Genomic DNA, 21,392 nt, shown 5'->3' with positions numbered 1-21,392 from the left:
CTTAAATTATAACAGCTGAAGTACAGAAATTTGAATGGAAAGCGGAAACAAAAATGGGATTATGCCATGTTTGGAAGGGGTTGAACCATAGTTATATGTGCCGAATCGGCCTATAGTTGGGGTACAACATTTCTCAGGGAGGCTGAACTTAAGATGAACAAAATTACGTTTCTCGGTGCGGGAAGCACCGTCTTTGTCAAAAATGTATTGGGTGATGTCATGATGACCGAAGCACTGCAGGATTTTGAGCTGGCATTGTTTGATATCGATGCTGAACGTTTGAGCGATTCCGAGCGTTTGCTGACCAGCCTGGCCCGTTCACTCGGAAGCCGTTGCGTCGTGAACGTGTATCATGACCGCAAAGAAGCGCTGCGCGGGGCCAAATATGTCATCAACGCCATCCAGGTCGGTGGATATGATCCATGTACCATTACGGACTTCGAGATTCCGAAGAAATACGGACTACGTCAAACGATTGCAGACACACTCGGAATAGGCGGAATTTTCCGTAACCTGCGGACGATTCCGGTCATGCTGGATTTTGCCCGGGATATGCAGGAAGTATGTCCGGATGCATGGTTCCTGAATTACACCAACCCGATGGCCGTGCTTACCAACGTCATGAATGTGCATGGTGGGATCAAAACCGTAGGTTTGTGTCATAGTGTGCAGGTATGTGTCCCACATCTGTTTGATGCTCTGGGGATCGATCAGACAGGTATTGTGGCTAAGATTGCAGGGATCAATCATATGGCGTGGCTGCTCGAAGTTACCAAAGACGGGCAGGATCTGTACCCCGAAATTAAACGTTTGGCTAAGGAAAAACAGAAGGAACAGCATGACGACATGGTTCGTTTTGAGTTGATGCAGCGTTTTGGCTATTATGTAACGGAATCCTCCGAACACAATGCCGAGTACCACCCTTACTTCATCAAGCGGAATTACCCGGAGCTGATTGAACGCTTCAACATTCCACTGGATGAGTATCCACGCCGCTGTGTAAACCAGATTGAAGGCTGGAAAGAAATGCGTACCAAGCTATTTGCCAGCGAAAATATTGAACATACCCGCAGCCGTGAATACGCATCGCATATTATCGAAGCGATGGAGACGAATAACCCGTACAAGATTGGTTGCAACGTCATGAACAACGGACTGATTACGAACCTGCCGCGTGAGGCATGTGTCGAGGTGCCTTGTTTGGTGGATGGATCAGGAATCAGCCCTACGTACATTGGGGATCTGCCTCCACAACTCGCGGCTTTGAACCGGACAAACATCAACACGCAACTGTTGACGATTGAAGCAGCCATTACCGGCAAAAAAGAACATATCTATCACGCCGCTATGCTTGATCCACACACGGCTGCCGAACTGTCTATCGATGACATCGTAGCGATGTGTGATGAGTTGATTGAGGCTCACGGCGACTGGTTGCCAAAATACACGTCATAATATAAAAGCACCGTTTCCTTTGCAGCTAAAGGGGACGGTGTCTTGTTCGTTCCATAGCGCTCACCCGCTGAATGGTGCATCACATTACATCATTGTTAAGAAATATCTCGCTCCTTAAGCCTTATTCAGCAGGAAGCAAAAAGCGATAACCAATACCAGGCTCCGTCTGAATATATCGCGGATTCGTTGGATCTTCATTTAATTTTTTACGCAGATGTCCCACATATACCCGAAGATAATGGCTGTCAGACTCATGATGATGCCCTCCCCATACTTGCTGCAAAAGCTGGCGCTGCGTGATGATTTTCCCTGCATTGGAGGCAAGCACCTTCAGCATCTCATATTCCGTTGGGGTTAATTTGACCAAAGCCCCCTCCAGTTCGACCTGCCTTTGGGCCAGATCAATCGTGAGTGATCCAAAGCGCAGTATTGGCTCATCCGTTGTTTTGGCTACATGACGCAGTGCCACACGAATACGGGCAACCAACTCACCCATTCCGAACGGTTTGGTCACATAATCATCTGCACCACCATCCAACGCGGCAATTTTGTCCCCTTCCTGATCCTTCGCTGTCAGCACGATAATCGGCACCTGCGACCATTCGCGAATCCGGCGAAGGACCTCCATGCCGGACATGCCCGGCAAACCAAGATCAAGGATGATCAGATCTGGATGTACAATACTGGCCTGAATGACACCCTCTTCGCCATCCCCACACTCGTGGAGTTCGAATTGGTGCGCCTGAAGGGTGACCTTGAGCAATTTGCGAATCTGCGGCTCATCATCAATTACCAATATGCGAGCCCCTAGTGGTGCGTTCATGTTATTCTTCAACCTCTCCTTGTTCTGAATAGGGAAACGGCAATCCGTGAGCCCCCATGGGGATATCTATGCGCATTCTCGTTCCCCCGCCCGGATTCGGCTCTGCCACAATGGTCCCTCCGTGGACTTCTACAACGCCTTTGCAGATCGCCAAACCAAGCCCCGTTCCTGTGACATGCCGAGTCGACTCCGAGCGATAGAACTTATCAAATATACGCAATCTTTCCGCTTCGGGTATACCGATGCCTTGATCAGTTACCCAGATCGTCAATTGCTCTTCTGTACTCTTATCGCTTGCCACAGTGATGACAATCTGGCTCTCATTAGGCGAATATTTGATGGCGTTGCTGACGATATTGACTAACACCTGCTCCAGCAATACTTCATCTCCGTAGATAAAGGCAGGGTCATCAGGCAGTTCAACTTGAATGTTACGATGCGGACTGAATCCCCGAACCTGTGTCAGTACAACGCTAATGATGTCTCCCACGTCACACCATTTCCGGTTCAGTTGCAACATGCCGCTCTCCAGCCGGACCATACCCAACAGATTTGTGACGAGACGATTCATGCGCAATGCCCCATCCCGAATGTTGCCTGTTAATTCTCTCCGATCCTCGGGTGTAAAGAGAGTATCATTCTCCAACAATCCCGTAGCCGAGCCAATAATGGCGGTTAGAGGCGTTCGCAATTCATGGGAGACCGAGTCCAGCAACGCTGTGCGTATGCGCTCTGATTCAGCAGTGATCTGCGCCAATCGGGCCTCTTCCGCCAGCTTCACTCGGGCAATGGCACCTGCGGCCAGCCCACCACACGCCTCTAACAGACGAAGCTGTTCTTGCTGCTCATGAACTTCGCCAGCATCCATGCTCACGGCGAGCACACCATGAATCTGCTCCTCTGTGCGTAGCGGTACGTAAAGTCCGGGAGATTCCCGTAAAGCGGATGTTCCCTTACCTGCGATCTGTCCGTGATGATACACCCATTTGGCAATGGCAATCTCCGACTCTCCATCTCCCCAGCCGTCCTTTCCCCCTTCTGATGCGGATTCGGAAGAGCTTGTAACCAGCAGATCCCCCTGCCCATCCGGAAGATACACTGCTGCTGGCTTACCCAAGGTGAGCGAAACCTGGGTTGCAATGTTAACCAGCAACGTATTCAGATCCGTAATGGCTGTCATCTGACGGCTCAATGCGTACAGAGAGTTAGTCGTAGCTTCACGTGCTTTTACCATCTCCAGTTGTTGTCGCAACCGACCTGCAAGACTAGCTGTCAGGATCGCCACCGCAAGATACACAACAAAGGAGATGAGATATCTCAAATCCTCAACCGTAAAGCTCAGATATGGCGGTACAAAAAAGAAGTCAAACATAATAACGCTAAAACTCGCGGCATATACAGCTGGCCCCATTCCCCAATACACGGCACTCACCAGTACCGGAAACAGGTATACAAGCGCTACATTAACCAAATCACCACTCATGCCGATGGCATGAAGCAATAAAGTTAACAGCGTCACCCCAAGGGTCACCCATACATATGCCGAAACCCGTTTCCCATGGGATGCATGTGTTTCTTTTTTTATTCGTTCAGACAATATCCATTCACATCCCGCTTAGTTCATCATCGTAATCTGCAACGATCAATACATCCAGATGCCGCGACAAGCGTACAAGTCGGTTGACCACCGAACCTGAGCCGCGGTAGCCATTCAGCCACCACACCCGTCTTGCCTGCCCAACCACCAACTGGGTTGCTCTCGCCTCCGATGCCTTTCTTGCCAAAATCTCAGGTACATCGCGCAGTCTTGGACTGTGGTGAATGTGAAATTGACCGCCAAGCCGGATCGTCAGCTGCTCCAACGCTTCCAGATGACACTTCACTTCGTCACTCATGGACTCACCGATGTGGATATGATGTACATGCCAAATAGCTTTTAGACGAAAAGATATACGGAATCCACGCCGGATCAGCCGCTCGGCATGACGATCACTGCTTACACATACAAAGACCGCTTCCTGTCTGCGCCAAGGTCCTCGAAGTGTGATTTTGGCCTGTTGTGCCTCAAGCCGTTCGTCCACGTCGTCCGCCAGTTCGCGCAGGGCAAGTTCACGCAAGGCAATCAGATTACCGATTTTGAAGAAATTCGCAAGGGCTTGCTCGACCTTGGCAGTTGCATAGATTTTACCCTCCCTCATGCGCCGCCGCAAGGCCTGGGGTGCCACATCAATCAGCTGGACCTCATCCGCCATCTGAATGATCCGATCGGGGACGGTCTCGCGGACACGAACACCGGTAATATGTTCAACGGCATCATTCAGACTTTCGAGATGCTGTACATTCATTGTCGTAATGACCGAGATGCCTGCATTCAGCAGGAGCAGAACATCTTCATAACGCTTTTGCCGGATACTTCCGGGCACATTTGTATGCGCCAGTTCATCCACAAGCACCACTTCAGGACAAAGACGCAGAATCCCCTCGGTGTCCATCTCTTCCAGCCGTGCCTCCTGATAAACGCGCTGCACACGAGGGATTACAGATAATTGACCCATTTGTTCCACAGTTTCTGCCCGCCCATGGGTCTCCAGCAAGCCGATCTGTACATCGATGCCCTTACGGAGCAAATCATTGCCTTCCCGCAGCATCATGTAGGTTTTGCCTACACCTGGTGCGGCTCCAATATATATTTTGAATGTGCCGCGCTGAATCTGACCAATCTGTTCCTTCATTTCCTGCTCGCTTAGTCTGCGGTATGTCCTTGACTCCACTTCGTTCACCTTGGCCGGAACCACATGTTCACCCTCCCGGGCCGCCCGATCAGCAACCAGAAACAGATCCACGCCACGTAATCTGCGTAACAGCGAGTTAACAACGGACCCTTGCCACAGTTCCTGCCAGTGCGTACGCCGGGAATGTCCCATCACAATCCGGGTAATCTGGTGCTCCATGGCGTAACGCGCCAACATAGACGGAATGTTGCGACGGTTTAATATAGACAGTTCCTCCATATGGCCGCCAAACTTCTCCACCAGCTTGATCATATTCCGCCGAAATACGGTTGCCTCCTTGGTTAATGGCTGCTTCTTATTCCGAAAAACCACGGCGCACAAATCACCATTCAAACGTCTAGCAATCTGTTGTCCACGCCGGATGTAGATCGAGCCGTTCCAATGATATTGCGTGGACACCAGAATCCGTTCCGCTATGCCTGTTGTCACGGTGATTCCCATCTCCTCCCGATGCTCACGCAGGGATTCATTCACCCCTTCTGCAACCAATCTCAGGGCCAGTTCGCGCAGAATACCCAGATTGCCTTGACGAAAAACAGCTTCTCCCTCACGCCCCTTCAGGTGACCTTCTGCCAGACGGCTCAGTATGGTTTCCGGCGTGACGTCAATCAGCTTGACTTCATCCGCAAGTTCCAGTGTATCCGCAGGCACGGTATGTTCTGCTGCGATACCGGTGAGCTGCCGTGCCAGCTCGGTGTAACCTTCCAGCTCATACACATTCACCGTTGTCATGACACTGATATTGTTTCGGAGCAAGAATTGAATGTCTTCCAGCCGGGTAGCATACCGCGCGCCTTCTCTGTTGCGATGTGCCAAACCATCCACTAGCACAACCTCCGGATTACGCACCAATAGAGCATCCAGGTTCAGATCCTTCATCTCTACATCATCACTCTGGCGTAACCAGTGAATGCTTGGAATCCGTTCGAGTGCGCCAAGCTGTTCCACCGTTTCCGGTCTGCGCATTGTCGAGACGGCGCAGATGACCACATCAATGCCCTGCTCGCGCAACGTATTCCCTTCTCGTAACATGTGATACGTTTTGCCCGATCCGCTGACGGGGCCGATGTAGATTTTGAGCGTACCCTGCTGCAGCTTCGTAATCATCTTCAGCAACTCTTCCGGTGACTTGCGCTTGAAGCTGTCTTCCATCCGTCCTCTCCCCTTTTCTTATTAGAGCGTGTCTTGAAATATGAAGAAAAAAATGGAGAAAGCCCCTCCCGATATATCGTGAGCAGGCTAATATGTTCGTTAGTTTAGTTCTGCTGTCAGCGCCAGATTCAGAGCCGTTACATTCACACGCGGTTCGCCAAATATACCCATCTGGCGGCCTTGCGTATGCTCATTAACAAGTTGCACAAGCTGCTGTTCACTAAGCCCCGTAGCTTTGCTTATGCGTGGAATCTGTGCCTCAGCGGCTTCGGGAGAGAGATCCGGATCAAGTCCAGAGCCTGAACCCGTCACGAGATCCGCAGGGATCTGCTTCAATCCCGGATTTTCCTCCTGGAGCTGAGCCATCTTTTCCTTCATCTCGCCGATATATTCCTCCGAAGCTACAGCCCGATTTGAACCGGCTGAAGCCGTTGGGTCATAACCGGCATTGGATGCCCGGGGCTGGAACAGCCCCGGCGATTGGATTTCCTGCGCCAGCAGGGACGAGCCGATGATTTTCTCATCTTGTGTAATCAGACTGCCGTTCGCCTGCGCAGGAAAGATAAGTTGGGCTACACCAGTCGTTACAAGCGGGTAGATTAAGCCGCAGATCAGCATTAGCACAATGGATAGCCGTATGGCGGGCAAGAACATGTTCATACAGATCACTTCCTGAATTCATTAGGATAAAAGAATAATGTTGATAAGCGTGGCGGTGTATTACTCTTTAGTTCAGGGTTTCGAGATCACAAGGTTTTCTCAAAGAATCCCCGACAGAACCATATCTATCAGCTTAATGCCGATAAAAGGTACAACAACACCGCCGACGCCATAGATGAACACATTGCGGCCAAGCAACCGTTCCGCTGACATCGCCCGATACTTGACACCTTTCATCGCGATGGGAATAAGCAGCGGAATAATAATGGCGTTGAAGATCAGCGCCGACAGAATCGCAGACTGCGGTGACGCCAGATTCATGATATTTAGCGCCTGAAGCTGCGGCATGGCGAGAATGAACATCGCTGGAATGATGGCAAAATATTTCGCGATATCATTGGATATCGAAAAGGTTGTGAGTGCGCCGCGTGTAATCAGCAGCTGCTTGCCAATGGAGACGACCGACAATAACTTGGTCGGGTCTGAATCCAAGTCAATCATGTTGGCCGCTTCCTTGGCCGCCATGGTGCCCGAATTCATCGCCAGGCCTACATCGGCCTGCGCCAGAGCAGGAGCATCGTTGGTACCGTCGCCCGTCATGGCGACGAGTTTGCCCTCCTGCTGCTCTTTTTTGATCGCGGCAATCTTGTCCTCGGGCTTCGCTTCGGCAATAAAATCATCCACGCCCGCTTCCAGCGCTATGGTCGCTGCGGTCAGCGGATTGTCGCCTGTACACATAATGGTCTTGATGCCCATGGCGCGCATCTCGGCAAACTTCTCTTTTAGCCCTGGCTTCACAGTGTCTTTCAGATAGATCACACCGTAGATTCGTTCGTCGATAGCTACAGCAAGCGGCGTACCCCCAGCCTTTGCAATTCGATTTGCAATCTCATCCAGATCACCAGGTATACGGCCTCCTGCGGAAGCAATATATCTTTTGATCGCATCCACCGCACCTTTGCGGATCTTCGTTCCGCTGCTCAGATTGAGACCGGACATCCGTGTCTCTGCCGTAAATTCGACATTTTCCGCATATGCATACTCTTTCTCAGCCCAGCTCTGACCTTGTTTGCCTGCCAGTTCCACCACAGAACGCCCTTCCGGGGTCTCATCTCGCACAGAAGCCTGTAAAGCAGCTTGCGTCATCTCTGACGAAGTCATGCCCTGAACGGGTATAAACTCAGATGCCATGCGGTTGCCGTATGTGATCGTTCCTGTTTTGTCCAGAATCAACGTGTCGATATCCCCGGCCGCTTCCACCGCTTTGCCTGACATGGCGAGCACATTGAACTGCGTAACACGGTCCATCCCGGCAATACCAATGGCGGATAACAATCCACCAATTGTGGTTGGGATCAAGCAGACGAGCAGTGCAATTAGGGTCGCCAGATCCAGTCGAATACCCAGATAATTCGCCATCGGAACCATCGTCAGGATGACGATCAGAAAGATCAGAGTTAATACGGCGAGCAGGGTTGTCAGCGCGATTTCATTAGGTGTTTTCTGGCGCTGTGCACCTTCGACCAGAGAGATCATCCGGTCAAGGAATGACTCCCCCGGATCGGTCTGAACACGCATGACGATGTAATCGGATACGACCCGGGTACCTCCGGTAACCGAAGAGAAATCGCCACCTGCCTCCTTGATAACCGGAGCGGATTCTCCTGTAATAGCCGATTCATCAATGGACGCCAAGCCCTCCATAATCTCACCGTCCGTTGGGATCAATTCACCGACTTCCACACGGACCATATCGCCTTTTTTCAACTGGGTCGAAGACACTTGCCGGATGGTTCCATCCTTCTGCACCAGATTGGCCATGGTGTCCGACTTCGTCTTGCGTAACGTATCGGCCTGCGCCTTACCTCTGCCTTCTGCAAGTGCCTCCGCGAAATTAGCGAACAGCAGCGTGAACAGCAGAATGAAAAATACGGCGATATTGTATCCGCGCCCAGCCTCGGATGCGGTGAAGAGATCTGGATTGATGCTCAATAAGAGCGTAATGAATGTGCCAATCTCAACAATAAACATGACCGGATTTTTGATCATGATCACCGGATTGAGCTTCTTGAACGCATCCAGTGAAGCCTGAAGTATCATCTCCTTGCTTAACGATCGTTTTGATCCGGGATCACGTTGAATATTACCACGGTTGTTATCCGGCTCATTGCCCTTCGTTCTAAACATTTCTGTATCCATGTGTTGCATCGTCTGCTCCTTCTTTCGTTCGACTGCATTCATCGTGCTCTGCCACCTCCATACGTTACATCCTTACACCAATCCTCTGTAGTACTCCTGTCATATCCCTTCATTGAATCATGGCCAAGTGTTCTGCGATCGGTCCAAGGGCAAGCGACGGGAAAAATGTGAGTGCGCCAACAACAACAATCATCATGACCAGAATGCCCGCAAATAGAGGTGTATGTGTCCGCAAGGTTCCCGTGGTTACCGGTACAACCCGTTTGGTAGCGAGTGAACCCGCAATAGCCAGCATGGCGATCATGGAAACGTACCTTCCCAGCAGCATAACGATACCAATCGCGATGTTGTAAAAGTCTGTATTGGCATTTAGTCCGGCAAAGGCCGATCCATTATTGGCTGCACCCGAGGCAAAAGCATAGAGAACTTCGGTCAAGCCATGCATGCCCCCGTTTGAGATGGAAGCAATGGCTTCGGGCCGCATAAGCGCGATTGCCGTTGGCGCCAGAATAATCAAAGGATGAATGAGCAAGGCGATGGATGCGAGCTTCACTTCTTTGCCCTCGATTTTTTTGCCCAGGAACTCAGGTGTACGTCCCACCATCAATCCACAGATGAACACAGCCAGAATCACGTACAACAGTCCATTGATCAGCCCTACCCCTTTGCCGCCAAACACGTTATTGAGCATCATCTGGGCGAGTGACACCAGACCTCCAAGCGGGGTAAGCGATTCGTGCATATTGTTGACCGAACCTGTTGTAGCCGCCGTCGTGACCGCTGTAAATAAAGCCGACTCCGGTATACCAAACCTGACCTCTTTCCCCTCCATATTGCCCTGCAGACCTGCTGCATCCAACGCGGGTACACCGCGATATTCGGAGACAAAGACTGTGGTCAACATCACAAGGAAAAGAAAACTCATCGCTGCAAACAATGCCCAACCCTGCTTCCGGTTATTGACCATCAAGCCGAAGGCGTAGACCAATGCCGTTGGCAGTAACATCATACAGACGATATGCACCAGATTGCTCAGGGCTGTCGGATTCTCGAATGGATGCGCAGCATTGGTTCCAAACCAGCCACCACCATTGGTGCCAATGTGTTTGATTGACTCCAGCGAGGCGACCAGTCCACGTGAGATCGTCTGCTGCGCACCTTCCAGCGTCGTAGCGTTCACCGCTCCCGCGAGTGTCTGAGGCACACCCTGAAACACAAGGAACAAGGCCACAATGAAACTTAGCGGTAAAAAAATACGTGTAATCGACCGTACAAGGTCGACGTAAAAGTTCCCCAGTTCATCCCGGCGGCCTACCAGCCCGCGAATAAACGCAATAGCCACCGCAAATCCCGTCGCTGCCGACGTAAACATCGGGAACGTCACGGCCAGCATCTGTGACAGGTACGACAGGGCATTCTCGCCCGTATACGACTGCCAGTTCGTGTTGGTCATGAATGAAACGGCCGTATTAAATGCCTGCGCCGCTGGCATATTGTCAATTCCATCCGGATTGAGCGGTAAATATTTTTGCAGTCGCAGCACCAGAAACATCAATACCAACATTACAACGTTGGAGAGGAGAACGGCCGTGAGGTACTTTTTCCACCCCATGGACTCGTTCTCGCGTACTCCCATCAGGCGATAGAGCAGTCGCTCCGGTCCGCCAAAAATCCGATCCAGCCGCGTTCGCCGTCCCTCAAACACGTTCACTATATATTTTCCCACCGGTTTCACCAGCAGCAGGATGATCAGTAGCGTTACCGCTACCTGCACTACACCGATACCCATATCCGCATTTCCTCCCTATTCGACGTTCCCTTGTTCCGCATTACGTACATCGTCAGCATCAGAATTTTTCTGGTTTTACCAGTACATAACCGAGATAAATCACCAGTGCGAGCACAATTATGCCGATGACGATCATTCCGCTCCTCCTCTCTACCCTCAAGCCTTTTCGCAAAATTTCACAAATCCCCAGAACACCGCAAACAGCAGCACAACCAATCCAATCATCGTGGCATCATTAACCATGCGCCCTTCCTCCCTCTCTCTACCGTTCTCTGCACCTGCTACATGTAAAATCGTAATACGAAACGCTGTAAAAAAGGGGTAAAGAAATACCACCACTGGTGTAAAAAAAACGTAAAAAAGACCCGTTCTCGTCAGCTAGGGGCTGAAAAGAACGGGTCTAAGAAGTTGTTTTATTCATCCAAATGAATCCTGAGCCCACTGCAATAATCTCTTCTTCGTGATTTTGCCGTGGGAAGTATGTTTAACGACTTGTCCCTGATCGAGCAGAAGTATCTGGGGTGACTCATGGTGAACCTCTGTCTCTTCTGCAATATGACGGGACAATGAGCGATTTTCAATCACTTTGACGATGAGGTAATCCATGGGTTGCTTGGGATCAGATGCATTGGTGCCCACAAACGCCATAAACTCTCTGTAAGCTCTCGCACTGGTCGGACACGTCGTGCTGTGCTTCAGGATAAGCACCGGATGATCCTGCGAGCGGTGAAGCGCGTCTTCCCAGTCACCGGGTTTGTGCAATTCCCGGACATGCTCGCTGAGCATATGTTCAGAATCTGACCCCGCGCGTTCGCTAACCACCGAACCAATTACAATGCCGAGTGCCAAACCAAAAGCAATCCCGAGTCCAAGCTGCTGTGTAGCTGTACCAATACTGACTCCCATGGCAACACCTATAGCCAGCCACACAGCTTGATGATTTACTTTTTTCTTCATTCAGATCTTCCCTTCTTACACTATGTATATCAAGGCAACCTTCCCACCTTATATTCTGACCAAATTATAGCATAGGCCTCTGTACGCAGGCCTCGATAATCTTCATCTCCGGGTACAATTTCAGTGTTTCGATTTAAGCAAAATGCCCATTTGTGATACACTGGTTGTAATTTGGAAACGATGAACATGAAGAATGGATTGGAAGGGCGGAAATTCCATATGACATACGCGTTTATGATTGAACCGCAGGACTTTATTGCGCTGGATAACGAAGACGAGCTGATTGAGAAATGTCAGGAGTGGGGCCTGCTTTCCGGTAAAGCAACCAAACTCAAAACGTTCTATTATAAAGGAAACGGTCTGAACATGCCGTGTACCATCATTGGATATGTCGATCACATGGCAGCCGTGATTCAACTGGATAATGGACAAAAGCATTGTATTCACCCGTCTTATCTGAAGGAAATGCAAGCTTCCAGTTACAGCGCCAGAAGCATAAGTAATGCCGGATCAGATCGCAGCATAGAATCGACAACTTCGGATACAGTCGCACCGGATGCCTCTGCTGATGTTACGCCAACTCCCGATGCACTGGCTAATCCGGATGAAATTCCGGCGGATCTGGAGGATGCGGACGACACAGACACAGATGAGTTCTCCAATGGGCTGAAGGGCGATCCGGATGGACTGGTGGAAGAGTATGTTGGACCTCAAACTGGGGTAGACAGTGAAACCAAACCTAAAGCCAAAACAGCAAGTAAGGCAAAGGCGGTCAAGATTGATCTGCCCGAAGGTAAAGTGAAGATGAGTGCCGTTGTCAAAGAATTCACCACCGTACCGAATCACTTCTCGGACAATGACGATGAAGTCATCATCTATGAAGCTGTTACCATCTTGGAGCCAGACATCATCGATGTTGGAGAAGCCTGGTCGAGCCACAGTGCCACCATGAAAAAACACGAGCTTGAAGTCGGAGACATCCTTACGTTTGAGGCGAAAATGATTAAGAAAAAGCTGACACGTAACCCGGTTCCTTATAAAATCAACAATCCATCCAAGATTCAGAAGGAAGGCTGATCACGAGTCATTCCAAAAATCAGCACAAAAAACCTCCAAGACTGCCTGAAGCAGTTCGCGGAGGTTTTTTCCATTTCTTTGGCTATATTAGTGAAGAGTACGCTCTTAAGCTTGTTCCGGCGTAGCACTGATCTGAAACTGTACACCAAACTTGTCAACGACCGAACCGTAAGCTGGACTCCAGAACGTCTCTTGTATCGGCATTTTCACTTCGCCGCCATCTTCCAGTTGGTTGAAAATCGCTTTGGCTTCTTCCGCCGTATCCGTGTTCACCGTAACCGTAACATGATTACCTACAGTGTACGGCATGCCTGGAAACGTATCGGACAACATTAATACCGAGCTGCCAATCTGCAAAGAAGCATGCATAATACGGTCTTTCGCTTCTGGCGGGATGGGGTGATTCGGGTCGGATGGACCGTCGCCAAATGTTTGAAGTGCGAGCACTTCCGCTCCAAATGCCTTTTGATAAAAATCTACCGCTTCGCGTCCATTACCGTCTGTTACGAGATACACATTCAAGCTGATCGACATGCGTTCTTCATCTCCTTGGGCTCATGTAATTATACGATTCACGACACTTGCGACATGAGTATATCGGAACAGGTTGTCCTTTGACAAGCTTATATTTCTGCACTCATCTCTGTGGACCTTTACCCGATTAGGGTTACCAACATATTCATAATCCATCCCTCTCTATACTACTTTTTGCGCTATCATATATAGTAGAGAAACTCCTCTTTCCGATAAAAAAAAGACCACTCTCCCGAATCCTGTCGGTAAAATGGTTGTGTTCAATCCTATGAAGTTATCGAGCTTGAACGATGTTATCTATTTCACTTTTCAATAAGAGGTATCGGTGAACACTTCTCATGATCGGGACCTTCGTTAGTTTGTTCTTGTCCACGTACAGTTTCATCTGGTCTTTGGTCAAACCAAGCAAACTTCCAGCTTCCGATACCGTCAACACTACCTCTGGGTTCGTAGCATTAAACGTCTTCTTTACTTTCTGATTCCAGTCCTCGAATACCTGCATAGATCAGCGACCTCTCCTATCCATAGCCAGTTATTATCAGGCTGAATATATCCATTATACCACACTTGTGATGCTCGTAACTTAATCCTTGCGCAGAACCATATTCTGATAGGATTTTTCACTTGCTGTAACATGAGAAAAAGAGCCACGTCTGAACGTGGCCCTTGATGATCTCTCTATGATATTTGTTACGCCTCTTCCCAGAAGCGGCGCAGGTTGTCCATGGCAATTTTGGATGCAGATTTGCATTCCTCCATGCCTTCGAACTCCACTGTAATGTGGCCATCATAACCGGAGTCCTTGATCAACTTTACAATTTTGCGGATCGGAATATCCCCTTGCCCAACGATGGCCCCTCGCAGGAAATTGCCGTTGGCTGTGGTGAACCATTCACCCTCACCAGGATGCTCATCATAAGGACGGAAGTAAAAATCTTTGAAGTGGACCAGGGAAGCGTACGGCAGATTTTTCATGACGCCAATGATCGGGTTCTCATCCACACACATGAAGTTGCCAATATCGAGTGTTGTTCTGAAGTTCGGACGATCCACAGCATGCAGTACACGCTGCACCCGGTCACTCGCCTGGACACTGAAGCCATGATTCTCAATGGTTGTAGTGATTCCAAACTGAGCAGCATAGTCTGCAATGATCTGGCTTCCCCTCACCATCAGAGGCAGATGTTCCTCGAACCAGGCAATGGTCATCTTCTCCTTGGGCAGGGTAAACGCCGTGACGTCATGACGCAGATGTTTTACACCCATCCGGTATACAACATCCACATGCCTTTTGACCCGAGCCATCTCTTCTTCAAACGCCTCTTCCGTCTCCTGCACGAAATTGGCTGGCATGGAGTAGTTGGACAGTTCAATCCCCGCTGTCGCAGCCCGTTCCCGAATCGCATCCGCCAGATCAGGATTATCCTCTACGGTATAACCGTAGGGCACCATCTCCATATGCTCGCCGCCGTTCGCCGCAATCCAGTCGATTGCATCCAGCACCGTCATCTCACCGGAATTCAAATCGTTCAACAAACTATACGTGCTCAGGCCCACTTTCATCTGCTCAGCTCCCTATCGATATTGTTGGATGAATCGAACCGCCTTGCGAATATCCTCCTCCGGCTGATGACCAACCTCTCGTTCGATCGTCAGATAACCGGTGTAGCCAATCTCTTGAAGCGCTGCAAAGTATGCGTCAAAATCAACACCACCCTCGCCCAGTGGAACCTCACGGAAGAACGTTCCGGATGAGACCATCTCAGCGATCTTTTCGTGATCCATAGGCGCATAACCAACTGCACCGTATACATCTCGTGGGTCCACTTCCTTCAACCGCACACCATCCTTCACATGGGTATGTACGATATAATCCTTGAGCAGATGAACGCCCCGAGCCGGATCATCTCCGGTCACCATCACCATATTGGCCGGGTCAAAATTCACCGATACTCCGTTGGTCGACAACGTATCCAGGAAGCCTTTCAAATCAGCGGCCGTTTCCGGTCCTGTCTCAATGGCAAAGTATGCGCCAACACTTTTGGCGTACTGGCCCAGTTCCTCACATGCAGCATGCAGCGTAGCGTACACTTCCGATGCAGGGTCATGCGGAACAATACCGATATGTGTTGTGACGATGTTGGTACCCAGATCGAGGGCCAGATCCACGATCCGCTTCGACTTTTCCACTTTCCACGGATTATCTTCCTTGACCTGAAACCCGTGTCCGCCCAGATCGCCAACCAGTGCTGAAATGTCGAGACCAAGAGAATCGATGTAACTCTTCAGCTCCTTGCGCGCCGCAGGCGACAAATTCTCAGGGTCCATCTCTCCCTTGACTGCATAGATCTGCACACCTTCCGCACCTACGTCTTTGGCCTTGTTCAACCCTTCCCGAACACCTACGCCAAAGCTATCCACGATGACACCGATCTTATTCGTTAATTTCATGTCATACCTCCTGAAGATTACGTATTTGAATTCACTGGAACAAGTTTCACCGACTTAATTTCATACGGTTTGAAGGCCAGTTCGAATGCTCCATTCGCACTGGTCAACGGATGGATCTCATCCTCCAGCAGATTAATGATGGACGCTTTAATTTCCTTTTCAGCCCACTGAACATGCACTGTTTCCCGACCTCCTGATGATTCGTAGAAACGCAGCACGGTTCCCAATCCGTCTTCTGCGGGCTTGATTGCATCCAGAATGACATGCTCACTGTGGAACTGAACCCAAGCGTGTTCAGATGGCAAGTGACCGGAAGACGGACTCGCTGCAACAACCTCCACCGGATGATTAAGTTCCATCGCCCGGCGAACAACTGCGGCTTGTCGCCAATCCCCCTGATGGGGCAGGATTGAATAGGTGAATTCATGATCGCCCTGATCGGCATGTTCATCCGGCCATTTCGGGGCACGAAGCAGAGACAGGCGAATCGTCCGATCCTTGATGTCATATCCGTACTTGCAATCATTCAGCAAACTCACGCCGCTGTTGCCCTCCGAGATATCCGCCCAGCGATGCCCGCAGACCTCGAACTGTGCCTGCTCCCAACTGGTGTTGTTATGGGTTGGACGTTCCAACGCTCCAAACGGAATCTCATAGGCTGCTTTCGCTGCCACCAGATCCACCGGAAATGCCACCTTGAGCAGCTTATGGCTCTCATTCCAGTTCACTTTTGTATGGAAGTCAACACGCCGCTGGTGACGATGCAAAATGATATCCTGTCTGATCTCCGATTGATTCAGCTTCCAGACCAAACGAAGTACATCTCGTGTAGCCCCGCGCTGTACAACCTCTCTGGAGATCAACTGCACCGCACCTGCCCGCTGGGATTCAAACCGTGGATCGATATCCCAGGCATCCCAGTACGTCGGTTTGTCGTGGAAAAACTGCCACTCATTCGCACGATCACCGGGCTTCAGCCAGTCACGTCCTGCTGTTTTGTCATACCACCTGGTGATCTCTCCCAAGTCATTGAACTCAAGGGTGTAAAATTCGGTCTCCCATGTGGAAGGGAAGGGTTCTTCTTCCCTTACTGGAAGGATAACATCCGTTGCCTCGCGCAGCCATATGGTTGTATACCCAAACGCAGGAATCGATGGAACATGCACGTGCAGCGTGTAGTTGTCTTTCTTTTGCCCGAGATCACAGGCTAGACGATTCCCTTGACGATCAAATGCAGCTAACCCGGCGAGGTGAGCATCCCCTGTAATGGTGATATTTTCCCCACGTTCCCAGCCAAGGCTGTTAAATATAATGTAGGGAAGACCAGCGGCTTCATCTGTTGCAATGTTCTCCGCAAGGGTGTCCAGCGTTTCCCGCAGTGCGGATGTACCTAATGCAAATACCTTCGTGTACTCCTCAGTGGACGTTACGTAAACTTCAGGAATCGACGTCCCCGGAATAATATCATGAAATTGGTTGAGCATGATCAGCTTCCAGCCTTCATCCAGATCATTCTTCGTGTGTGCAGCGCAAGCCCCGACAAATTGCCCCCAGATCTCCGCTTCCCGGTACAACACCTCTGCCTTTCGGTTGCTGCGTTTGTTCCTCGCATGGGTCGTATAGGTTCCGCGATGCAGTTCCAGGTACAAGTCTCCGTGCCACTTTGGCAACGTTGGATGATTTAACGATATGTCTTCAAAAAAAGCACCTGCCGTGCTGAATTTGCTGATTGGCTGCCCCACCATCAAGTGGGATCGCTCCGCAAACTCCACCATCTCATTTGTCACACCGCCGCCCCCATCGCCATGTCCGTAGAGCAACATCTGCTCGGGATGTACATCCTTCTGTTTGTACGATTGCCAGTGTTCATCCACATCTTTGGGCCGCGTATGCTCATTCACGCCATGATTCAAATACGCAAGCACGGAAGTACCATCAATGCCTACCCAGTCGAAGAGGTCATAAGGAAACGCGTTGGTGTCATTCCAATTCAGCTTGGTGGTCATAAAATAAGGAATATCCGCAAGCTTCAGCATCTGCGGCAAGGAAGCACAGTAACCAAACGTATCGGGCAGCCACTCGATGTTGGAGCGTTTGCCAAACTCCGCCTGGTAGAAGTTCTGTCCATACAGAATCTGCCGAACCAACGACTCGCCACTCGGGATGTTCAGATCCGGCTCCACCCACATGCCTCCAACCAATTCCCAGCGCCCTTCGGCAATGCGGGCTTTAACTCGCTCGTATAACTCCGGGTAATGCTCCTTCACAAAGGCATACAACTGCGGCTGGCTTTGGGAATACACAAAGTCCGGGTACGTATCCATTAACGTACACATGGTCGAGAATGTGCGGCTGGACTTGCGAACTGTCTCACGTACAGGCCACAGCCAGGCAATATCAATGTGGGATTGTCCAACCAGATGCATGAAGCCACTTCGATATTCCTCCGGGTCTTCCTGCTGTACCAACTGTACTAATTCATGTTCAAAGTTCTGTATCCATGCTGCATCCGCCCAGCGGTCCGGATCATTGTACATGTCATCCATCACCTGATGGATGGCTTGAACAAGGGCCATCCGCTTGGGCTCCTTTTCGTTATATGCCCGGAGCGACTCCGCGAGTACCGTCACGCTGTACATCAGGCTCTGCAACGGCTGATTGATATGAACCAATGCTGCCCGGATACCCTGAATTGGCGGCTGAATAACCGCTTGCCGATTGAGTGGATCATGCGGCTCTGGAATGGGATCGTAGAGTTCAATCTCCAACTGCGGCGTATTGCCTACCCGACTTCGCGGAAGAGGCACGAATCCGTGATTCCGATCCAGTCCATGATAAGGCATGCCATTCACCTTCAGCAGCCCTTCTCCTCCGGTCTCGAAAATCAATCCAATGGCCCGATCTTGCCAACTGTCCGGAATCTCCACACGTTTACTCAGAAAATACGTCGTTCCATGTACGCTGTTCAGCGGACTCAAGCTCTGCAAAGCCTGGTCTGGGAGCTCATCTTTAGGTTCATATCCCTGCTCATACTCGTATTCCCCTGGCCGAATGTATCTGGCCTTCTGCATATGCCATTCTGGAAACTCAATTGTATCCAGCCATTGCCGCTGCTTCAGATCTTCGATGAAACGCTGAATTCGAATCATACCTCCACCCCCACCTTCTGGATGTGCAGACTGCAAGCGGTCCAGTCAGCCGAATTGCGGCCAACCATGAGCCTGAATTCACCCGGTTCCACGACAGACTGGAGACGAGAGTCGACCAGTGCGAGATGTTCTTTTTGCACAGGGAACGTAACGGTGTGGGTCTGTCCTGGCTCCAAATGGATTTTACAAAACCCTTTCAGTGACATTTCAGATCTCGTGACTGAAGCCGATACATCCGTGATATACAACTGCACAACCTCACTTCCCGCAACCGCTCCGGTATTTGTGACTTCAACCATCACCTGTGCTTCATCTTCCGAACCAATCACTTCGGGCACTACCCTAACATTCTCGTATTGGAATTCGGTGTAGCTCAGTCCATATCCGAACGGATACTGCGGCGACAGATCCACCTCCAGATATCGCTTGCCACGCGTGCGTTTGGCATGATAATAGACCGGAAGTTGCCCAACATGCTTGGGAATGGAAACGGTAAGACGACCACATGGATTCACGTCGCCAAACAGAATATCTGCAATCGCGTTACCCCCTTCCTGCCCAGGGTACCACGCTTCCACAATGGCATGGACATGCTCATCAATCCAAGGTTCAGCAATGGGACGGCCGTTGATATAAACCACGATAACGGGTTTTCCCAGCTTATGTACCTCCTGCACCAGCTCCAATTGAACACCCATGAGATTCAGGGACGCCCGGTCAATGCCCTCGCCGCACTCCATATCATTCCATGGATCATCCGTTACCACAGACGCTCCTGTCCGCAAGTCTATCGTGCCTTCACCAAAATCGCGGGCGCTGGACCCTCCCATCACCATCACGATGACATCGGCCTGTTCCGCACAGGCGAGTGCTTGTGCAAAGCCCTCTCTGGAATCGCCTTTAATCCGGCAACCAGGTGCGTACAGCACCTGACCCGAATCCACGCCAAGCTTGCGCGTAATGCCATCCAGTACCGTGACGATCTGTTCTCTCGGCTGTGGCGAGGTATAGTCCCCAAGCTGGTTATAGATATGGTTCGCGTTTGGACCAATGACAGCCAGCTTTGTACCTGTTTTGGCAAGCGGAAGAATATCCCCCTCATTTTTCAGTAAAATAATTCCCTCTTGTGCGACTTCTCTCGCCAGCTGAATATGGTCTTCACATCCGATGACCTGCTCTGCGAATTCTGGATCAACAAAAGGTTGCTCAAACAGACCAAGTCTGAATTTCATCTCCAGCACCCGCCACACAGCCAAGTCCAGATCTTTCTCTTCGATTAATCCCTGCTCAAGCGCCTGACCAAGATGTTTGCGGTACATGTACCCGGACATCTCCATGTCTACCCCTGCCTGAAGGGACTGCGCTACGGCCTGCTCTCCGTTCTCGGCGGTGTTATGTCCATGGACCAGCATCTGAATGGCGCCAAAATCAGTAATGACAAACCCATCAAAACCCCACTGCTCACGCAGAAGGTCATTCAGCAGATACGTACTGGACGTGCACGGTACGCCATCAATCTCGTTATAAGCAGTCATCACGGAACATGCCCCGGCTTCCACTGCTTTTTTGAACGGCAACAGATCGATTTCATGCAATTCACGTAATCCCATATGCACAGGTGCTGCATTGCGCCCACCCTCTGAACTGCCATAAGCCGCAAAATGCTTGAGTGTCGCCACAATCGTCTGGTTGGAATCAAGGCGGTCACCCTGTAGTCCCTTCATCGCTTCTACTGCAAATTCACCGATTAAGTATGGATCTTCGGCAAAACATTCCTCCGTCCGTCCCCATCTCGGGTCACGTACGACATCAAGCACTGGGGAATACGTTGCCGCTCCCCCCTGGCTTCGGGTCTCCACAGCGATAGCTTCACACATCTTGCGGTATAATTCCATATTCCACGTGCTGCCCACCGTTAACGGTACCGGAAATACGGTCGCTCCAATTGCCATATGACCGTGGGAACACTCTTCCCCGAACAAAATGGGAATGCCCAGCCGGGAATGCTCCATGGCATACTGCTGAATGACATTGGTGGCAACGGCTCCCTGCCGTGGTGTCAGGCCTGTCTCCAGCGTTACTTCAGTCCACGGATCGGCCCGAAGGACACCATACAGAGAACCGACACCACCCTTTTCCATGTCCGCTTGGAACTCTTCCGTCACCCGTACTGTACCATCTGCTGCCTTCACATACGTCTTCCAGCCCATCGGCTGGATGAGTTGTCCAATCTTCTCTGCCGTTGTCATGCGTCCAATCAGATCCTGAACCCGCTCCTGAATGGGAAGCGAAGCATCTTTATAGTCCATATGCACATTCTCCTTATGCGTTCGGAATTAGTTAGGCGCGTGCAC

General features: G+C 50.5%; 16 protein-coding genes. 2 read left to right on the top strand and 14 right to left on the bottom strand.

The window, feature by feature from the left end:
* Positions 1-153 precede the first annotated feature (153 nt).
* A complete protein-coding gene (locus ACE3K2_RS22960; RefSeq protein WP_421895471.1) occupies positions 154-1,455 on the top strand; it encodes an alpha-glucosidase/alpha-galactosidase in 1,302 nt (433 codons plus the stop codon).
* A 121-nt stretch (positions 1,456-1,576) separates the two neighbouring features.
* On the opposite strand, the gene ACE3K2_RS22955 is transcribed toward ACE3K2_RS22960, so the two are convergent.
* The 8 genes from ACE3K2_RS22955 to ytxJ all read right to left on the bottom strand — a co-directional run bounded on the left by ACE3K2_RS22955 (position 1,577) and on the right by ytxJ (position 11,827).
* Positions 1,577-2,278, bottom strand: a complete 702-nt coding sequence (locus ACE3K2_RS22955) for a response regulator (protein ID WP_421895468.1) — start codon at positions 2,276-2,278, stop codon at positions 1,577-1,579.
* A 1-nt stretch (position 2,279) separates the two neighbouring features.
* Complete coding sequence (locus ACE3K2_RS22950; protein ID WP_421895465.1) at positions 2,280-3,875, bottom strand: ATP-binding protein; 1,596 nt, start codon at positions 3,873-3,875, stop codon at positions 2,280-2,282.
* Positions 3,876-3,882: 7 nt separating this feature from the next.
* Entirely contained in the window at positions 3,883-6,222 is a 2,340-nt protein-coding gene (locus tag ACE3K2_RS22945) for a histidine kinase (protein WP_421895462.1), read from the bottom strand.
* Between the two features lie 99 nt (positions 6,223-6,321).
* The gene (kdpC, locus tag ACE3K2_RS22940) at positions 6,322-6,882 is read right to left on the bottom strand and encodes a potassium-transporting ATPase subunit KdpC (RefSeq protein ID WP_421895460.1); all 561 of its coding nucleotides are present in this window, start codon (positions 6,880-6,882) and stop codon (positions 6,322-6,324) included.
* 99 nt (positions 6,883-6,981) lie between these two features.
* Positions 6,982-8,982 carry a potassium-transporting ATPase subunit KdpB gene (kdpB, locus tag ACE3K2_RS22935; RefSeq protein ID WP_421895563.1) on the bottom strand — a complete coding sequence of 667 codons (2,001 nt, stop codon included), beginning with the start codon at positions 8,980-8,982 and terminating at the stop codon, positions 6,982-6,984.
* A 208-nt stretch (positions 8,983-9,190) separates the two neighbouring features.
* Positions 9,191-10,870 carry a potassium-transporting ATPase subunit KdpA gene (kdpA, locus tag ACE3K2_RS22930; RefSeq protein WP_421895457.1) on the bottom strand — a complete coding sequence of 560 codons (1,680 nt, stop codon included), beginning with the start codon at positions 10,868-10,870 and terminating at the stop codon, positions 9,191-9,193.
* A 58-nt stretch (positions 10,871-10,928) separates the two neighbouring features.
* The gene (locus ACE3K2_RS22925; protein ID WP_421895560.1) at positions 10,929-11,006 is read right to left on the bottom strand and encodes a potassium-transporting ATPase subunit F; all 78 of its coding nucleotides are present in this window, start codon (positions 11,004-11,006) and stop codon (positions 10,929-10,931) included.
* A gap of 281 nt (positions 11,007-11,287) precedes the next feature.
* Positions 11,288-11,827, bottom strand: a complete 540-nt coding sequence (gene ytxJ, locus ACE3K2_RS22920) for a bacillithiol system redox-active protein YtxJ (protein ID WP_421895454.1) — start codon at positions 11,825-11,827, stop codon at positions 11,288-11,290.
* Positions 11,828-12,046: 219 nt separating this feature from the next.
* On the opposite strand from ytxJ, the gene ACE3K2_RS22915 reads away from it, so the two are divergent.
* On the top strand, positions 12,047-12,904 hold the full coding sequence (locus ACE3K2_RS22915) for a hypothetical protein (RefSeq protein ID WP_421895452.1): 858 nt from the start codon (positions 12,047-12,049) through the stop codon (positions 12,902-12,904).
* Between the two features lie 105 nt (positions 12,905-13,009).
* On the opposite strand, the gene ACE3K2_RS22910 is transcribed toward ACE3K2_RS22915, so the two are convergent.
* The 6 genes from ACE3K2_RS22910 to ACE3K2_RS22885 all read right to left on the bottom strand — a co-directional run bounded on the left by ACE3K2_RS22910 (position 13,010) and on the right by ACE3K2_RS22885 (position 21,347).
* Positions 13,010-13,438, bottom strand: a complete 429-nt coding sequence (locus ACE3K2_RS22910) for a VOC family protein (protein ID WP_421895449.1) — start codon at positions 13,436-13,438, stop codon at positions 13,010-13,012.
* A 274-nt stretch (positions 13,439-13,712) separates the two neighbouring features.
* Complete coding sequence (locus tag ACE3K2_RS22905) at positions 13,713-13,940, bottom strand: hypothetical protein (protein WP_062837704.1); 228 nt, start codon at positions 13,938-13,940, stop codon at positions 13,713-13,715.
* Between the two features lie 188 nt (positions 13,941-14,128).
* A complete protein-coding gene (locus tag ACE3K2_RS22900) occupies positions 14,129-15,001 on the bottom strand; it encodes a sugar phosphate isomerase/epimerase family protein (protein WP_421895446.1) in 873 nt (290 codons plus the stop codon).
* Positions 15,002-15,013: 12 nt separating this feature from the next.
* Positions 15,014-15,889 carry a sugar phosphate isomerase/epimerase family protein gene (locus tag ACE3K2_RS22895; protein ID WP_421895442.1) on the bottom strand — a complete coding sequence of 292 codons (876 nt, stop codon included), beginning with the start codon at positions 15,887-15,889 and terminating at the stop codon, positions 15,014-15,016.
* 17 nt (positions 15,890-15,906) lie between these two features.
* Entirely contained in the window at positions 15,907-19,038 is a 3,132-nt protein-coding gene (locus ACE3K2_RS22890; RefSeq protein ID WP_421895439.1) for an alpha-mannosidase, read from the bottom strand.
* On the bottom strand, positions 19,035-21,347 hold the full coding sequence (locus tag ACE3K2_RS22885) for a glycoside hydrolase family 3 N-terminal domain-containing protein (RefSeq protein WP_421895436.1): 2,313 nt from the start codon (positions 21,345-21,347) through the stop codon (positions 19,035-19,037). Before ACE3K2_RS22885 ends, ACE3K2_RS22890 begins: the two co-directional genes overlap by 4 nt.
* Positions 21,348-21,392: the final 45 nt, after the last annotated feature.

Source organism: Paenibacillus sp. (assembly GCF_048976745.1).
In the GTDB taxonomy this organism is placed as follows: domain Bacteria; phylum Bacillota; class Bacilli; order Paenibacillales; family Paenibacillaceae; genus Paenibacillus.
The sequence above is the reverse complement of the archived record's forward strand: the minus strand, read 5'-3'. Positions and strand labels throughout refer to the sequence as shown.

Excerpts from the sequence above, each read along its gene's own strand:
- ACE3K2_RS22915 (WP_421895452.1), top strand. The coding sequence starts at position 12,047 with ATGACATACGCGTTTATGATTGAACCGCAGGACTTTATTGCGCTGGAT.
- kdpA (WP_421895457.1), bottom strand. The coding sequence starts at position 10,870 with ATGGGTATCGGTGTAGTGCAGGTAGCGGTAACGCTACTGATCATCCTG.
- ACE3K2_RS22890 (WP_421895439.1), bottom strand. The coding sequence starts at position 19,038 with ATGATTCGAATTCAGCGTTTCATCGAAGATCTGAAGCAGCGGCAATGG.
- kdpC (WP_421895460.1), bottom strand. The coding sequence starts at position 6,882 with ATGAACATGTTCTTGCCCGCCATACGGCTATCCATTGTGCTAATGCTG.
- ACE3K2_RS22900 (WP_421895446.1), bottom strand. The coding sequence starts at position 15,001 with ATGAAAGTGGGCCTGAGCACGTATAGTTTGTTGAACGATTTGAATTCC.
- ACE3K2_RS22895 (WP_421895442.1), bottom strand. The coding sequence starts at position 15,889 with ATGAAATTAACGAATAAGATCGGTGTCATCGTGGATAGCTTTGGCGTA.
- ACE3K2_RS22885 (WP_421895436.1), bottom strand. The coding sequence starts at position 21,347 with ATGGACTATAAAGATGCTTCGCTTCCCATTCAGGAGCGGGTTCAGGAT.
- ytxJ (WP_421895454.1), bottom strand. The coding sequence starts at position 11,827 with ATGAAGAAAAAAGTAAATCATCAAGCTGTGTGGCTGGCTATAGGTGTT.
- ACE3K2_RS22910 (WP_421895449.1), bottom strand. The coding sequence starts at position 13,438 with ATGTCGATCAGCTTGAATGTGTATCTCGTAACAGACGGTAATGGACGC.
- ACE3K2_RS22960 (WP_421895471.1), top strand. The coding sequence starts at position 154 with ATGAACAAAATTACGTTTCTCGGTGCGGGAAGCACCGTCTTTGTCAAA.
- ACE3K2_RS22945 (WP_421895462.1), bottom strand. The coding sequence starts at position 6,222 with ATGGAAGACAGCTTCAAGCGCAAGTCACCGGAAGAGTTGCTGAAGATG.
- ACE3K2_RS22925 (WP_421895560.1), bottom strand. The coding sequence starts at position 11,006 with ATGATCGTCATCGGCATAATTGTGCTCGCACTGGTGATTTATCTCGGT.
- ACE3K2_RS22955 (WP_421895468.1), bottom strand. The coding sequence starts at position 2,278 with ATGAACGCACCACTAGGGGCTCGCATATTGGTAATTGATGATGAGCCG.
- kdpB (WP_421895563.1), bottom strand. The coding sequence starts at position 8,982 with ATGATACTTCAGGCTTCACTGGATGCGTTCAAGAAGCTCAATCCGGTG.
- ACE3K2_RS22905 (WP_062837704.1), bottom strand. The coding sequence starts at position 13,940 with ATGCAGGTATTCGAGGACTGGAATCAGAAAGTAAAGAAGACGTTTAAT.